Consider the following 14,931-nt stretch of genomic DNA (forward strand, 5'->3'; position numbering starts at 1 on the left):
TTCCTCGCTCTCCGATCCGGTCATGACACGCTTGCTGACGTCGATTCGGCGGACGTCGAAGCGGCGCGACCGTACCAAAGCGTCCCCTCGCCGTAACGACGGGCCTTGATCGCTGCAAAACCGTCCGGCCAGGGGAAGGTGCCGCCTCGGGTGCTGCGCTCCACGGTGACGAGTGCCTGCTCCGCAAGCCACCCCTGACCACGGAGTGTGAGCAGGATCTCCTGAAGATCGACGTCGGTCACCGCGTAGGGCGGGTCCAGGAAGACGACGTCGTAGGGCTCGCCCGGGGGCGGTGCGGCGGCGGTCTGCTCGGCCTTGCCGGCACGGACGTCGACGCCCGGGAGGCCGACCGCGCGGACGTTGTCGCGGATGGTGCGCACCGCGCGGGCGTCGGCCTCGACCAGCAGGACGTGCGCGGCGCCGCGGGAGAGCGCCTCCAGGCCGACCGCGCCGGAACCGCCGTACAGATCGAGCACCCGGGCGCCGGCCAGCGGCCCGTCGAGCGCCTCCCAGGTGGAGAACATGCCCTCGCGCGCCCGGTCGGAGGTCGGTCGGGTGCCGTTTCCCGGGGGTACGGCCAGGCGGCGGCCGCCGGCCGTACCGGCGATCACGCGGGTCATGGGCCCGTCCTTACGTTGCGCGGGTCTGGGAAGGAGCCGGGCAGGCTCCGCCCCTCCACGATATGGCGTCAGCCGGCCGCGGACGCCCGGCCGGGGGCACCGGGGGCCGGGGGCGGTGACCGATCTCACGTGGCGCCGGGCCGTCCGGGCCCAAGCCCGCCCACGGCCGCGGCCCGGCTCATCCCTTGTCCAGATACTGCTCCCGTTGCTCGTCGAGCAGGGCCGCCAGGGCGATCCGCAGCGCCGGGTACCCGGTCAGTTCGGGGTCGGCGATGACCAGTGCGGTGGCCTCCTCGCGGGCGGCCGCGATCACCTCCTCGTCCTCGATGACCGCGAGCATCCGCAGCGAGGAGCGGACACCGGACTGTGCCTGTCCCAGGACATCGCCCTCACGCCGCTGTTCGAGGTCGATACGGGAGAGTTCGAAGCCGTCGAGGGTGCTCGCCACGGCGGCGAGCCGGGCGCGCGCGGGGCTGGCCTCGGGCATCTCGCTGACCAGCAGGCACAGTCCGGGGGCCGCGCCCCGGCCGACCCGGCCGCGCAGCTGGTGCAGCTGGGAGACGCCGAAGCGGTCCGCGTCCATGATCACCATGGCGGTGGCGTTGGGGACGTTCACCCCGACCTCGATGACCGTCGTCGCGACGAGGACGTCCAGCTCGCCGGCGGCGAAGGAGCGCATCACGCCGTCCTTGTCGTCCGGCGCCATCCGGCCGTGCAGCACCGCCACCCGCAGACCGGCCAGCGGCCCACTCCTGAGCTGTTCGGCGATGTCGAGCACCGCGAGCGGCGGCCGCTTCTCCGCCGCGTCCTCCGGTGAACTCTCCTTGGCCGCCGCGGCCTTGGCACCCTTCTTCTTCGCCGCGGGCGCCTCCTCCTCGTCGCCGATCCGCGGGCACACCACATAGCCCTGGTGTCCGGCCGCCACCTCCTCGCGGACGCGTGCCCAGGCGCGCGCGAGGAAGTGCGGCTTGTCCTTGGCGGGCACCACATGGCTGGCGATCGGCGAGCGTCCGGCGGGGAGCTGGTCCAGGACGGAGGTCTCCAGATCGCCGAAGACGGTCATGGCGACCGTGCGCGGGATCGGGGTCGCCGTCATGACCAGGAGATGCGGGGTCTGCTTCTCCCGCTGGGAGTTCCCCTTGCCGCGCAGCGCGTCCCGCTGTTCGACGCCGAAGCGGTGCTGTTCGTCGACCACGACCAGTCCCAGGTCGTGGAACTGCACCTTGTCCTCGATCAGGGCATGGGTGCCCACCACGATTCCGGCCTCGCCGGTGACCAGGTCGAGCAGCGCCTGGCGGCGGGCGGCGGCGCCCATGGAGCCGGTCAGCAGCACGACCTTGGTGCCCCGCTCCGCGCCGCCGAGCATCCCGCCCTCGGCCAGCTCCCCCATCATCTCGGTGATCGAGCGGTGGTGCTGCTGGGCCAGGACCTCGGTCGGCGCCAGCATCGCGGCCTGGCCACCGCTGTCGACGACGCCGAGCATGGCGCGCAGCGCGACCATGGTGTTGTGGGTGACGGTGAAGTGGTCGGTCACATAGGCGTGGGAGGGGTGCGCGACGCTGATGCACTGGACGGGCTTGCGGCCGACGTGCTCGACGGCCTCGACGGCGCGCCGGATGCCCGGACCGTCCTCGGGGTGCACTCCGGCACCGTCACCGGCGCCGCCGTCGCGGAACGGCGGATACCCGGCGGGCAGCAGCACGAAGACGTTGCAGGCACCGTCGCCCACGGGGACGGGTCGGGCGGAGCCGCCCAGGGAACGCACCAGCCAGGCCAGGTCGGCGGCCAGCGGGCCGGGCGCGGCGCGGTAGACCGCGGCGGCCCCCGCGGGCCCGCCCCCGGCGTCCATCAGCCCCTGCACCACGGCCAGCCGGTCCTTGACGGGGGCCAGGCGGCAGGCGGTCGGCAGGCGGTCGGCAGGGCCGTCGCCCCCGGCCGTCCGCCGTCCCACCAGATACGGGTCGCGCGGGCGGTCCCCGCCGCCGTCGAGATCCACCGGGGTGGCCGCCGCGATCGACCACCGGGGCCGGCCGTCGGGGCCGAGCAGATCGCCCCGCAGCTCGCGGGTGGTCAGCACCCGCTCGCCCGTGCCGCCGGAGCCGACGATCCACAGATGCTCGTCGTCGCACTCGACGGCGCTCCCGTCCGACAGCACCAGCCGCCAGACCTCCCGCTCGCCCTGCGGGAAGACCCCGTCCACCACGGCGAGCTCGCCGCTGGGCACCACCACTTCCGTGCCGACGGTCATCTCCCCCATGGGACGGAAGCCGCGCGGGGTCAGTACCAGGGCGTCCAGCGGCTGCGCCTTGCCGGAGCCCACCTCGCCCTGGAGGAGGCGGTGCATGGGGTGCTCGGTCGCCAGGTCGTCGAAGATCTCGCGGCTGACCTTCTGCTGGCCGTCCGTGAGCGTGAAGGGCAGCTTGGCGTCGAAGGCGTCGAGGATGCCGCCGTCGGCCGGCCGTCGTGCCACGGCGGCCAGTTGGGTCTCGGCGAGCCGGCGCCGGGCGAGCGCGACCTGCAGGACGAAGGCCTCGTCCCACTTCAGCCGGTCCCGTGCGGCGGCGATGTCGGCCTTGCTCTCCGGGCGGTGGATCTTGAGCAGCGCCTCGGTGAGCGGGATCAGCGCCCGGCCCTCGCGCAGCGCCCCGGGCAGCGGGTCGACGGCGTCCTGCGCACTGGGCAGTACCGCGTCGACCGCCTTGGCGATCTTCCAGGAGGCCATCTGCTGGCAGGCGGGGTAGAGCGGCAGGAGCTGCCGGGCGAAGGCGTCGGCCGCCTCGGTCCCGTTATCGCCGTCGCCGTCGCCGTCGAGGAGCGCGTACTCGGGGTGGGCCAGCTGGAGTTTGTGCTGGAAGACCGACACCTTGCCGGCGAACATCGCGCGGCGTCCCGGGAGAAGGTCCTTGTGGGGCTTGTGAATGCCCTTGCCGAAGAAGACCAGCCGGAGCCGGCCGCTGCCGTCGGTGAGCGTCACTTCGAGGCGCTGTCCCCGGCCGCCGTTGAATTTCAGCACCCGGGAATCCGCGACCTGCGCGACGACCGTGACGTGTTCGTCCAGCGGGAGGTCCGCGAGGCGGGTCAGTTCGCCGCGCTCGGCATAGCGCCGCGGATAGTGGTGCAACAGATCGCCGACCGTTTGCAGGCCGAGCTGCTCGGACAGCACCTTCGCGGTGGTGCCACCGAGGATTTTCTTCAGGGGTTCGTCGAGCGCTGCCACGTATCCATTGCACACCACGCCTGTGACAATCGCGGTGCGTTCGGCGTCCCGGCGCTTCTCACTCCACACCGATGAGCAGCGGCACCGCGTGCTGGCCGCCGTCGTAGACCACCGTGTCCACGGCGAGATGGCGCTCGCGGACGTGCCGCTCCAGCCGCTCGCCGAGCGCGCCGGGCACACCGGCGCCGAGGACCAGGGTCACCATCTCGCCGCCCGCCGACAGCATCCGGTCGAGCACGGTCGTCGCCGTGCGCACCAGATCGGCGCCGATCACCGCGACATCGCCGTCGATCAGGCCGAGGATGTCCCCGGCCTGGCAGACGCCGGCCATCGTCCACGACTGCCGCTCGGCGACCGCCAGCTCCGCGTAGCGGGTGGCGCCCGCGGCCGCGGTCATCGCGACCACGTCCTCGTCGAAGCTGCGGTCCGGCTCGTGCACGGCCAGCGCCGCGATGCCCTGGACGGCGGAGCGGGTGGGGATCAGGGCGACCCGGACGCCTTCGGTGCGGGCCTGTTCGGCGGCGGCCGCCGCGGTGTGCCGCAGCTCGGGGTCGTTCGGCAGCAGCATGACCTCACGGGCGTGCGCCTGCCGGATCGCCTGGACCAGTTCGCCGCTGGCGGGCGGCTCCCCGGGACGCACCGTGACCGGGGTCGCGCCGGCCTGGGCACACAGCCCGGCGAGCCCGGCGCCCGGCACCACCGCGACCACGGCCCGCGCGGTCATCGCCGGCTCCCTGGTGCGCGCGGCCCCGCCGAAGTGGGTGATGCGGATCCGGTACGGGCGGCCCGCCTCGATACCGGCCTCCACGGCGGCCCCGGCGTCGTCGACATGGACATGGACGTTCCACAGCCCGTCCCCGCCGACCACCACCAGGGAGTCGCCGAGCCCGTCGAGCCGGCCGCGCAGCCGCGCCACCTCGGCGTCACCGGCCTCCAGCAGGTAGATCACCTCGAAGGCGGGCCCGTCCGGGTCCCCGCAGCCGTCCGCGGCGCGCGCGCAGCCGGCCGCCCGCGGGAGCGGGGCGTCGGCGCGTACGGCCACCGGCGTCGCCGAGACCTCCCCGCAGAGCGCGTCGGCCAGCGCCCCCAGCACGGCCACGAGTCCGCAGCCGCCGGCGTCCACGACACCGGCTCGGCCGAGCACGGCCAGCTGCCCGGGGGTCGCCCGCAGGGCGGCGGACGCGCCCTCGTGGGCGGCGCGGGCGACCTCGGCGGCCCCCGCGGCCCGGTCGGCGGCGCACCGGGTGGCGGCGTCGGCGGCAGCGGTCGCCACCGTCAGGACGGTGCCCTCCACGGGGTGGGCCACGGCCTCGTACGTCGAGGCGGCGGCCCGGCGCAGCGCCCGCCCCAGGGCGTCGCCCGAGCCGTCGGCGGCGGCCAGCACCTCCGTCATCCCGCGCAGCAGCTGCGCCAGGATGGTGCCGGAGTTGCCGCGCGCCCCGATGAGGGCGCCGTGCGCCATGGCACCGATGGCGTCCGCGAGGCGGGGCGCGGTGCCGGCGGAGGCCTGCCCGTCGAAGGCGGCCTCGACCGCGCGGGCGGCGGATTCCAGCGTCAGATAGAGGTTGGTGCCGGTGTCGCCGTCGGCCACCGGGTAGACGTTGATCGCGTCGATCCGCTCGCGTTCCCGGCCGAGCGCCTCCAGTGCCAGCCCGCACCAGGAGCGGACCGCGGCGGCGTCGAGCGGGTGCGGCACATCGTCCTCCAGGGTCGCGGGATGCCTCGCACAGTAGCCGCGCTCCGGCCGCGGGGGCGGGGCGGGGGGCCGGGGGGTGCGTGGTAGTTTCGTTCTACGGGAGCGGCCGTTGTATGCTGCTCCGGTTGCCCGATGAGAATCGGGCCATTCCTCTCCTGACGGTGCCGGTCGGGCAATGCACTCGGCTCGTCGGGATTCACCGTAAGTGCATCTGAAGTCTTTGGAGTGACCCGTGGCTGCCAACTGCGACGTCTGCGGCAAGGGGCCGGGCTTCGGCAAGAGTGTCTCGCACTCGCATCGCCGCACCAACCGTCGTTGGAACCCCAACATCCAGACGGTGCGTGCAGTGATCGGGCGCACGCCGAAGAAGCTGAACGCCTGCACCTCGTGCATCAAGGCCGGCAAGGTCTCGCGCTGACGTCTTAGCCGTAGCGCAGCCAAGCCGGTTGCTTGTGAAGCCGGTCCACCTCCGTGGTGGGCCGGCTTCCGCCTTTTCCGGGGCGGGCTGTCGCGGCCGGGACGCCCGGCCGCGGCAGCCTGCCCCGGCCACGGCAGCCCGTGCCGTCAGTGCCCGTCGCGCAGCCGCCAGCCGTGGTGGACGGGGCCGATGCCCGCGCCCAGCCGGAAGCCGGCCGCGATCGCGCCGGTGACGTAGTCCTTCGCCGCCGCCGCGGCCTGCGGGACGGTGTCCCCCTTGGCGAGCTGGGCGGCCAGGGCGCTCGCCAGGGTGCAGCCGGTGCCGTGGGTGTGCCGGTTGTCGTGGCGCAGGGCGCGCAGCCAGTGTTCCTCGGTGCCGTCGGTGAGCAGATCGACGGCGCTGTCCGCGGCGCCGGCCGGGAGATGGCCGCCCTTGATCAGCGCCCAGCGCGGCCCGAAGTCCAGGATCGCGGCGGCCGCCCGGCGCATTCCGGCCTCGTCCTCGACGCGTACGCCGGTGAGCTGGGCGACCTCGTCCAGGTTGGGCGTGGCGATGGTGGCCGTCGGCAGCAGCGCGGTGCGGACCGCGTCCAGCGCGCCGGCGGCGAGCAGCGGGTCGCCGTGCTTGGAGACCCCCACGGGGTCGACGACGACCGGGACCCGCAGTTCGGCGAGCAGTTCGGCGACGGTCTCCACGAGTTCGGCCGAGGAGAGCATCCCGGTCTTGACCGCCTGGACACCGATGTCGTCGACGACGCTGCGGAACTGGGCCCGTACGGCCTCGGCGGGCAGGTCCCACGCGCCCTGCACGCCCAGGGAGTTCTGGGCGGTGACGGCGGTGAGCACGCTCATGCCGTGGGTGCCGAGCGCCAGCATCGTCTTCAGGTCGGCCTGGATGCCCGCGCCGCCACCGGAGTCGGACCCGGCGACGGTCAGGACGCGTGGAGGTGTGTGCATACCGCCGAATCTACTCGGCGGCGTCCGGCCGTCCCGCGGCCGCCCGTCCCGGGGGCCGCGGGCGCCCTCACGGGTGTTGTCCGGCGTCCCCGTTGTCGCCGAAGTGGTCCCATCCGGCCTTCACCCAGGGGGCGCCGTCCACCGTCACCTGAGGCAGCGCGGAGGGGTGGAGCACCTCGCCGATGACCTTCCACCGGGCGGGCAGCTTCACATCGGGCGGGAAAGTCGCCACGATCGCGTGATCCTCACCGCCGTTGAGCACCCACTGCATCGGGTCCACGCCCACGGCCGTACCGATGTCGGACATCTGCGAGGGGATGTCGATGCCGGCGGACCGCAGGTCGATCCGGACCTTGCTGGCCTCGGCGATGTGCCCGAGGTCGGCGACCAGTCCGTCGCTGACGTCCGTCATGGCGGTGGCGCCGAGTGCGGCGGCCGCCGGGCCCGCGTGGTAGGGCGGCTCGGGCCGGCGGTGGGCCTCGACGAAGGCGCGCGGCGAGCGGAAACCACGGGTGAGGACCGCGTACCCGGCGGCGGACCAGCCCAGCCAGCCGGTCACCGCGACGACGTCACCGGGCTGGGCACCGGCCCGGGTGACCGGTTCCTGGTTGCGCAGATCACCCAGGGCGGTGATGGCGATGGTGATGGTGTCGCCGCGGACGACGTCCCCGCCGACGACCGCGGCACCGGCCACCTGGCATTCGTCGCGCAGCCCGTCCATCAGCTCGGTCGGCCAGGTCGCGGGGAGTTCCGCGGGGACGACCAGGCCCAGGAGGATCGCGGTGGGCACCGCGCCCATCGCCGCGATGTCGGCGAGGTTCTGCGCGGCGGCCTTGCGGCCGACGTCGTAGGCGGTGGACCAGTCGCGCCGGAAGTGCCGGCCCTCCAGGAGGATGTCGGTGCTGGCGACCACCCTCCGGTCCGGCGCGGTGACCACGGCAGCGTCGTCCCCCGGCCCGATCCGTACCGCCGGAGTGGAGGTGAGCCGGGAGGTGAGCTCCCTGATCAGCCCGAATTCCCCCAGCTCGCCCACGGTGCCCTTCATGCTGTTGCCCTTCCCATGTGTACGGACGGTCCGTACGTGGCTGACGACTGTGCCGCACTCGCGGTGTTCACCGCGCGGGTCTCCCCGCTCCGCCCGGTGACGCGGTACCGTGGCGTCCCTTCTTCCCACATGATCCTCGTAGCCGCCCTGGAGGTTCCGTGGTACAGGCCTACATCCTGATCCAGACCGAGGTCGGCAAGGCCTCGGCGGTAGCTGAGGTGATCTCCACCCTCACCGGTGTGCTGCAGGCCGAGGACGTGACCGGGCCCTATGACGTCATCGTGCGCGCGCAGGCCGACACCGTCGATGAGCTGGGCCGCATGGTGGTCGCCAAGGTCCAGCAAGTGGACGGCATCACGCGCACCCTGACCTGCCCCGTCGTCCATCTCTAGCTCCCCCGTATCCTCTGCCGGGTGATCTCTGCGCGCCGCCGGTATCTGGCCCTTCCCCCGCTCACCGTGCTGATCGCCGCGGTGAGCTGTTCCTCGCCCGGTGAGGTGGCCGTGCCCGCCCCGAAAGGGGAGGCGGCACGGTATTGCCGGGCGCTCCACAAGGAGTTGCCGCGCACCGTGGACCGGCTGGAACGGGGCGACACCGAACCGGTCTCGGACTTCACTGCCATGTGGGGCGATCCTGCCGTGAAACTGCGCTGCGGGGTGCCGAAGCCCGATGTCCTGACGTACGGGAGTGAACATTACAACCCCGGCGCCGACGCGGCGGAAGTCAACGGGGTCCAGTGGCTCTTCGAGAAACAGGACGACGGCTACCGCTTCACGACGGTGCTGCGGAAGGCCTATGTCGAGGTGACCGTGCCCGGGAAGTACGCCCCCGAGGTCAATGTGCTCACCGACCTCGCCCACGCCGTGAAGAAGACCGTCCCCACCGGGGTCTAGGCCCGCTGCGGCGGCCGGCCCGGAGGCCGGCCGCGGCTCAGCGCAGTCCCGTGGAGCGCTGCAGTGCGGCCTGCAGCAGCCGGTCGATCAGCTCCGGGTAGCTCACACCGCTCTCCTGCCACATCCGCGGGTACATCGAGATGGGCGTGAAGCCGGGCAGGGTGTTGATCTCGTTGATCACGAACTCGCCGTTGTCCTGCAGGAAGAAGTCCGCGCGCACCAGGCCCTCGCAGGACGCCGCCTCGAAGGCCGCGACGGCCAGCTCCTGGACCTTCGCGGTCTCCTCGGCGTTCAGCGGCGCCGGCACGATGCCGTCGGCCGAGTCGATGTACTTGGCCTCGAAGTCGTAGAAGTCGTGCGCGCTGACCGGCGGGATCTCGGCCGGCACGCTGGCCCGCGGGCCGTCGGCGAACTCCAGCACCCCGCACTCGATCTCCCGGCCGCGCAGCAGCGCCTCCACCAGGATCTTCGGGTCGTGCCGGCGGGCCTCCTCGATCGCCTCGTCCAGGCCGCCGAGGTCGTCGACCTTGGTGATGCCGATGGACGAACCGGCCCGGGCGGGCTTCACGAAGAGCGGCCAGCCGTGCTCCGCGGCGAAGTCCACGATCTTCTTGCGGGCGGCCGCGGGATCGTTCTCCCACTCCCGCGGGCGGATGACCTCGTAGGGGCCGACGGGCAGCCCGAAGGAGGTGAACACCCGCTTCATGTAGTCCTTGTCCTGGCCCACGGCGGAGGCGAGCACGCCCGAGCCGACGTAGGGGACGCCGGAGAGCTCCAGCAGGCCCTGCAGGGTGCCGTCCTCGCCGTAGGGGCCGTGCAGCACGGGGAAGACCACATCGACCTCGCCCAGCGCCTTGGGCACCGATCCCGGCTCGGTGTAGACGACCTCGCGGTTGGTCGGGTCGACGGGGAGCACCACGCCGCCCTCGGCGGACTCGGCGAGCTCGGCCACGCTGGGCAGCCGCCGGTCCGCGATGGCCATCCGCTCGGGGTCGTCGGCGGTCAGCGCCCAGCGGCCGTCGGTGGTGATGCCGATCGGCAGCACGTCGTACTTGTCGCGGTCGATGGCGCGCAGCACCGCTCCGGCGGTGAGAACGGAGATCGCGTGCTCGGAGCTGCGTCCGCCGAACACGACGGCGACGCGGGGCTTGTGGGAGGAGGTCTGGCTGCTCATATCGCGTTGAGCGTACCTGCTGACCGGCGCGGAGTCAGTGCTGCGGCAGCCGTCGGAGACGTCGCGCCGCCGTCCGCGGGGGCTGCCGCGGAGTACGGGCCCCCGACGGACCGCACAGAACCGGATGAAACGACTCCGCTGTCAGTGCCGCTCGGACTTGGCGCTGCGCGCCATCAGGTCCTTCAGGGCCGCCATCGGCTGCTTGCCCTCGTGGACGATCTCGACGACCGTCTCGGTGAGCGGCATGTCGACGCCGTGCCGGCGGGCCAGATCCAGCACGGATTCGCAGGATTTGACGCCCTCGGCGGTCTGCTTGGTGACCGCGATGGTCTCCTCCAGCGTCATTCCCCGGCCGAGGTTGGTGCCGAAGGTGTTGTTGCGCGACAACGGCGAGGAGCAGGTGGCGACGAGGTCGCCCATGCCGGCCAGACCGGCGAAGGTGCGCGCGTCGGCGCCCATCGCCAAGCCGAGCCGGGTGGTCTCGGCCAGGCCGCGGGTGATCAGGGACGCCTTGGCGTTGTCGCCCAGGCCCATACCGGTGGCGATGCCGACGGCGAGCGCGATGACGTTCTTGACCGCACCGCCCAGTTCACAGCCCACCACGTCGGTGTTGGTGTACGGACGGAAGTACGCGGTGTGGCAGGCGGTCTGGAAGCGCCGGGCGACCTCCTCGTCGGCGCAGGCCACGACGGCGGTGGCGGGCTGCCGGGCGGCGACCTCCTTGGCGAGGTTGGGGCCGGTCAGCACCGCGACCTGCTCCGCCGGCACCTTGGCGACCTCCTCGATGACCTCGCTCATCCGCTTGGCCGTGCCCAGTTCGACGCCCTTCATCAGGGACACCAGGACCGTCCCGCCGGGCAGCAGGGGCGCCCATTCGGCCAGATTGCCGCGCAGCGTCTGGGCGGGGACGGCCAGCACGGCGAACTCCGCGCCGCGCGCCGCTTCCGCCGGGTCGGTGGTGGCCCGTACGGACGCGGGGAGCTCGACCCCCGGCAGATAGTCGGGGTTGGTACGGCCGTTGTTGATGGCGTCGACGAGAGCCGGGCGGCGCCCCCACAGGGTCACCTCGCAGCCCGCGTCGGCGAGCACCATCGCGAAGGCGGTACCCCAGGACCCCGTGCCGTAGACGGCGCAGCGCGTCACTTGCTTTCATCCTCCTGTGCCTGCTGGGTGCTTCGGGCCTGTTGCGGGGCGACGGCCGGTTCGGGGGCGGCGGCCGGCTCGGCGGGGGCCGCGGCCGCCGCGGCGCCCTTGCCCGCCCTGGCGGCTTCGCGGGCGGCACGGCGATCCCGGGCGACCGCCTTGCGCCAGTCGTACGGTTCGGCCGGTGCGGGCTCACCGCGCAGGAGGGCCAGCTGCTCGGTGATCGCGGCCATGATGACCTCGGTGACGGCCCGCAGCACCTCGGCGGTCGGCTCCTGGCCGTAGTACGCGCTCAGGTCGACCGGCGGCCCCGCCTGCACCCGCAGCGTCTTGCGCGGCAGGAGGCGCAGCTTCTTCTCCGTGGCGTAGGGCGGCATCGCGTCCTGGGCGCCCCACTGCGCGACGGGGATGACCGGCGCCTTCGTCAGCAGGGCCACCCGCGCGGCACCGGTCTTGCCCTGCATGGGCCACAGGTCCGGGTCGCGGGTGAGGGTGCCCTCGGGGTAGAAGGCGACGCATTCGCCCTTCTCGATGGCGTTGACGGCGGCGCGGAACGCGGTGGCGGCGTCGGTGGTTTCCCGGTAGACGGGGATCTGCCCCGTGCCGCGCATCATCAGGCCGACAAAGCCGCTCTTGAAGAGGCCCGCCTTGGCCAGGAATCGCGGGACCCGCCCGGTGTTGTACTGATAGTGCGCATAGGAGAGCGGGTCGAGATACGAGTTGTGGTTGACCGCGGTGATAAATCCGCTGTCGGCCGGAATGTGCTCCATTCCTCGCCAGTCCCGCTTGAACAGAACCAAGAGCGGCGGTTTGCAGATGACCGCGGCCAAGCGGTACCAGAAGCCGATTCTGCGGCGGGACACTGGGACACCCTCCTTGTGGGGACCTGTGAAGCTGCTGCGGGCCGGCAGCCGCACAAGTGTCGCCCCAGGTACCCGCTCTGTCGAGGACACCGTAACCCCGACGCTGCCGGAGAGCGGCGGCAGCAGGGGAGAATGGCGCCGATGCGAAGCGACGGAGCAGAGGGCGAAGCAGAGACGGCCTGGAGCCTGGTGGTGCCGCTGAAACCGCTGGTGCGAGCCAAGAGCAGGCTCGCCGGGGCCGCCGGTGAGGAATTCCGCCCCCGGCTGGCCCTCGCCTTCGCCCTCGACACCGTGACAGCGGCGCTGGCCTGCGCGAACGTCCGGGATGTGGTGGTTGTCACGGACGACCCGCTGGCCGGCGAGCGGCTGGCGGGGCTGGGCGCGCGCGTCGTTCCCGACACACCGGCCCGGGGGCTCAACGCGGCACTGGCCCACGGCGCGGGCGCGGTCCGGGCGCGCCGCCCGGGAGCGGCCCTCGCCGCGCTGAACGCCGATCTGCCGGCGCTGCGCCCCGCCGAACTGGAACTGGTGCTCCATTCCGCTTCGCAATTTCCCCGCGCATTTCTCGCGGATGCGGCGGATATCGGGACAACACTTCTGACCGCGACTTCCGGCGCGGAATTGGAACCGGCATTCGGGGGTGCCTCGCGGGCCCGTCACCTGGCATCGGGAGCGCGGGAGCTCACCGCGCACCGGGCGCCCTCGGTCCGCCGGGACGTGGACACCGCCGAGGATCTGCGGGCCGCGCTGGCGCTGGGCGTGGGCCCGCACACGGCCCTGCAGGCCCCCCGTCTCGCCGGCGGGGCGGCCGGGGACGGCCCGGCCGGGGAGCCCGGGCGGCTGCGGCCGTCGCAGGTCAGAGCGTCTGGAGGGTGATCAGCACGATGTGCCGGTCGTCGCCGTCGCCGGTGAGGTCGATACGGACCCGCTGACCGGGGCGCAGCAGCAACAGGCCGCCGGCGTCGAAGGCCGCCGCGTCGAAGGGCAACGGGGTGCCGTCGTCCAGCAGCACACTGCCGGAGCGGGTCTCGGAGTCGTACGTGTACGCGGTGGCCTGCATGGGAGAGAGCCTAGACGGCCCCGGAACGCACCGCGGGCCGGGCTCCCCGAAGGGAGACCGGCCCGGCGCGTGCATCGCCGATGCTGAATTACCGCTTGCGGGCGGTGGTCTTCTTGGCGGTGGTCTTGCGCGCCGTGGCCTTCTTCGCCGGGGCCTTCTTCGCCGTCGCCTTCTTGGCGGGGGCGGTCTTCTTCGCCGTCGCCTTCTTGGCGGTGGTCTTCTTGGCCGTGGTGGCCTTCTTGGCGGCGGTCTTCTTCGCCGTCGCCTTCTTGGCCGTGGTCTTCTTCGCGGTGGCCTTCTTCACCGCCGTGGCCTTCTTCGCCACGGCCTTCTTCGCCGTGGCCGTCTTCTTGGCGGCGGCCTTCTTGGCGGTGGCCTTCTTCGCCGCGGCCTTCTTGATGGCCGTGCCGCCGGTCAGGCTGCCCTTGGGAGCCTTCTTGACGGAGACCTCGCCACCCTTGGGGAGCTTCTTCGAGCCGCTCACCAGGTCCTTGAAGCCCTGTCCGGCCCGGAATCGCGGCACCGAGGTCTTCTTGACCCGCACCCGCTCACCCGTCTGCGGGTTGCGGGCGTAGCGGGCCGGGCGGTCGACCTTCTCGAACGAACCGAATCCGGTGACCGAAACACGGTCGCCGGAGACAACGGAACGGACGATTGCGTCCAGTACGGCGTCCACCGCGTCCGCGGCGTTCTGACGGCCGCCGAGCTTGTCGGCAATGGCTTCTACGAGCTGCGCCTTGTTCACGTCTTCCCCTTCGGAGACATTGCTGGAAGGAAAGTTTCCAAGCTTTTTCGCACGTTAGGCAGATATATACCGCAAATCAAACACGAAACGGGCTAATCACCCTTGTGCCGCAACGAAGTCGACCTTCACGGACTTCCGTCGGCGTGCACATCTTCGGGATAACGACCTTCGTCGAGGTCATCCATGAACCACTCCAGACGCCTTGCCGCGTCCGCAAGATCGTGTTTAGCCGCGGCCGTGATGACGAGCAGCTTCCGGGTCAGCGCCATCCGTACGCCCTCCGGGACTTGCAGTGTCCGCACTCTTGCGTGTGCGACCTTGAGCCGGTCGGCGACAACTCCGTAGAGCTCGAGTTGCTCGTCGCGTTCCATGCGCTAATTGTGCCATCTGCGGCGAGTTGTCGCTTCACGGGGCCTCAACAACGGCCCCGACACGGCGATGCGCCCCCTGCCAACTGCACAGGGGGCGCATCGTACGCAATAACGCTTTGAGCCAAAAACCCGAGGTCAGACCTCGAGGGTACGCGGTTTGAACGTCGGCCTGTTCGCCTCGTACTCCACGATGGACGACTCCTCCCGAAGGGTGAGGCTGATGTCGTCCAGCCCCTCCAGGAGGCGCCAACGCGCATTCTCGTCCAGCTCGAATCCGGCGCTGATGCCCTCGGCCCGGACCTGCCTGCCGACCAGGTCGACCGTCACCTCGGCGGTCGGGTCGGCCTCCAGCAGCTGCTGGAGGCGGTCGACGGTCTCCTGCGGCAGGACCACCGTCAGCAGCCCGTTCTTGAGGGAGTTGCCGCGGAAGATGTCCGCGAACCGCGAGGAGATCACGGCCTTGAAACCGTAGTTCTGCAGCGCCCAGACGGCGTGCTCACGTGAGGAGCCGGTACCGAAGTCGGGGCCGGCGACCAGCACCGTGGCGCCCTTGTATCGCTCCTGGTTGAGGACGAACTCCGGGTCCTTGCGCCAGGCCTCGAACAGCCCGTCCTCGAAACCGTCGCGGGTGACCTTCTTGAGCCAGTGAGCAGGGATGATCTGGTCGGTGTCGACATTGCTGCGGCGCAGCGGGACGGCCCGGCCGGTGTGGGTGGTGAAGGCTTCCATG

General features: G+C 72.0%; 16 protein-coding genes. 4 read left to right on the plus strand and 12 right to left on the minus strand.

Annotated features, from left to right (window positions below):
• Nucleotides 1-20 precede the first annotated feature (20 nt).
• The 3 genes from rsmD to OIU81_RS10050 all read right to left on the minus strand — a co-directional run bounded on the left by rsmD (nt 21) and on the right by OIU81_RS10050 (nt 5,533).
• Nucleotides 21-620 (minus strand): 16S rRNA (guanine(966)-N(2))-methyltransferase RsmD, encoded by a 600-nt coding sequence (rsmD, locus tag OIU81_RS10040; RefSeq protein WP_329145987.1) that lies wholly within the window; start codon nt 618-620, stop codon nt 21-23.
• Between the two features lie 178 nt (nt 621-798).
• Nucleotides 799-3,837 (minus strand): helicase-related protein, encoded by a 3,039-nt coding sequence (locus OIU81_RS10045; RefSeq protein WP_329145989.1) that lies wholly within the window; start codon nt 3,835-3,837, stop codon nt 799-801.
• Nucleotides 3,838-3,895: 58 nt separating this feature from the next.
• Nucleotides 3,896-5,533 carry a DAK2 domain-containing protein gene (locus OIU81_RS10050; RefSeq protein ID WP_329145991.1) on the minus strand — a complete coding sequence of 546 codons (1,638 nt, stop codon included), beginning with the start codon at nt 5,531-5,533 and terminating at the stop codon, nt 3,896-3,898.
• 232 nt (nt 5,534-5,765) lie between these two features.
• Here OIU81_RS10050 and rpmB point away from each other — a divergent pair, with 232 nt between their 5' ends.
• Complete coding sequence (rpmB, locus tag OIU81_RS10055) at nt 5,766-5,951, plus strand: 50S ribosomal protein L28 (RefSeq protein WP_006602870.1); 186 nt, start codon at nt 5,766-5,768, stop codon at nt 5,949-5,951.
• 146 nt (nt 5,952-6,097) lie between these two features.
• Here the strand turns inward: rpmB and thiD are convergent, their stop codons facing one another.
• Nucleotides 6,098-6,907: a bifunctional hydroxymethylpyrimidine kinase/phosphomethylpyrimidine kinase gene (gene thiD / locus OIU81_RS10060; RefSeq protein WP_329145995.1), complete on the minus strand. Its 810-nt coding sequence runs from the start codon at nt 6,905-6,907 to the stop codon at nt 6,098-6,100.
• 67 nt (nt 6,908-6,974) lie between these two features.
• A complete protein-coding gene (locus OIU81_RS10065; RefSeq protein ID WP_329145998.1) occupies nt 6,975-7,952 on the minus strand; it encodes a thiamine-phosphate kinase in 978 nt (325 codons plus the stop codon).
• A gap of 158 nt (nt 7,953-8,110) precedes the next feature.
• Between OIU81_RS10065 and OIU81_RS10070 the strand changes: the two genes are divergently transcribed.
• Nucleotides 8,111-8,344 (plus strand): Lrp/AsnC ligand binding domain-containing protein, encoded by a 234-nt coding sequence (locus OIU81_RS10070; RefSeq protein ID WP_189099910.1) that lies wholly within the window; start codon nt 8,111-8,113, stop codon nt 8,342-8,344.
• Between the two features lie 21 nt (nt 8,345-8,365).
• Nucleotides 8,366-8,845, plus strand: coding sequence for a DUF3515 domain-containing protein (locus OIU81_RS10075; protein WP_329146005.1), 480 nt, complete (start codon nt 8,366-8,368; stop codon nt 8,843-8,845).
• Nucleotides 8,846-8,882: 37 nt separating this feature from the next.
• Here OIU81_RS10075 and OIU81_RS10080 read toward each other — a convergent pair whose 3' ends face one another.
• The 3 genes from OIU81_RS10080 to OIU81_RS10090 all read right to left on the minus strand — a co-directional run bounded on the left by OIU81_RS10080 (nt 8,883) and on the right by OIU81_RS10090 (nt 12,025).
• On the minus strand, nt 8,883-10,019 hold the full coding sequence (locus tag OIU81_RS10080) for a D-alanine--D-alanine ligase family protein (protein ID WP_329146007.1): 1,137 nt from the start codon (nt 10,017-10,019) through the stop codon (nt 8,883-8,885).
• A gap of 141 nt (nt 10,020-10,160) precedes the next feature.
• The gene (locus OIU81_RS10085) at nt 10,161-11,162 is read right to left on the minus strand and encodes an NAD(P)H-dependent glycerol-3-phosphate dehydrogenase (RefSeq protein WP_329146008.1); all 1,002 of its coding nucleotides are present in this window, start codon (nt 11,160-11,162) and stop codon (nt 10,161-10,163) included.
• Nucleotides 11,159-12,025: a lysophospholipid acyltransferase family protein gene (locus tag OIU81_RS10090; RefSeq protein ID WP_329146010.1), complete on the minus strand. Its 867-nt coding sequence runs from the start codon at nt 12,023-12,025 to the stop codon at nt 11,159-11,161. The genes OIU81_RS10085 and OIU81_RS10090 overlap by 4 nt, the downstream gene beginning before the upstream one ends.
• A 132-nt stretch (nt 12,026-12,157) precedes the next feature.
• Here OIU81_RS10090 and cofC point away from each other — a divergent pair, with 132 nt between their 5' ends.
• Complete coding sequence (gene cofC, locus OIU81_RS10095; RefSeq protein ID WP_329146012.1) at nt 12,158-12,901, plus strand: 2-phospho-L-lactate guanylyltransferase; 744 nt, start codon at nt 12,158-12,160, stop codon at nt 12,899-12,901.
• Here the strand turns inward: cofC and OIU81_RS10100 are convergent.
• The 4 genes from OIU81_RS10100 to leuD all read right to left on the minus strand — a co-directional run bounded on the left by OIU81_RS10100 (nt 12,882) and on the right by leuD (nt 14,930).
• On the minus strand, nt 12,882-13,085 hold the full coding sequence (locus OIU81_RS10100) for a hypothetical protein (RefSeq protein WP_329146014.1): 204 nt from the start codon (nt 13,083-13,085) through the stop codon (nt 12,882-12,884). The genes cofC and OIU81_RS10100 overlap by 20 nt on opposite strands.
• Before the next feature lie 88 nt (nt 13,086-13,173).
• A complete protein-coding gene (locus tag OIU81_RS10105) occupies nt 13,174-13,830 on the minus strand; it encodes an HU family DNA-binding protein (protein ID WP_329146016.1) in 657 nt (218 codons plus the stop codon).
• A 125-nt stretch (nt 13,831-13,955) separates the two neighbouring features.
• Nucleotides 13,956-14,201 carry a hypothetical protein gene (locus OIU81_RS10110; RefSeq protein WP_329146018.1) on the minus strand — a complete coding sequence of 82 codons (246 nt, stop codon included), beginning with the start codon at nt 14,199-14,201 and terminating at the stop codon, nt 13,956-13,958.
• Between the two features lie 135 nt (nt 14,202-14,336).
• On the minus strand, nt 14,337-14,930 hold the full coding sequence (gene leuD / locus OIU81_RS10115; RefSeq protein WP_329146020.1) for a 3-isopropylmalate dehydratase small subunit: 594 nt from the start codon (nt 14,928-14,930) through the stop codon (nt 14,337-14,339).
• Nucleotide 14,931 lies beyond the last annotated feature (1 nt).

Origin of the sequence: Streptomyces sp. NBC_01454 (assembly GCF_036227565.1) — a bacterium.
Taxonomy (GTDB): Bacteria; Actinomycetota; Actinomycetes; order Streptomycetales; family Streptomycetaceae; genus Streptomyces.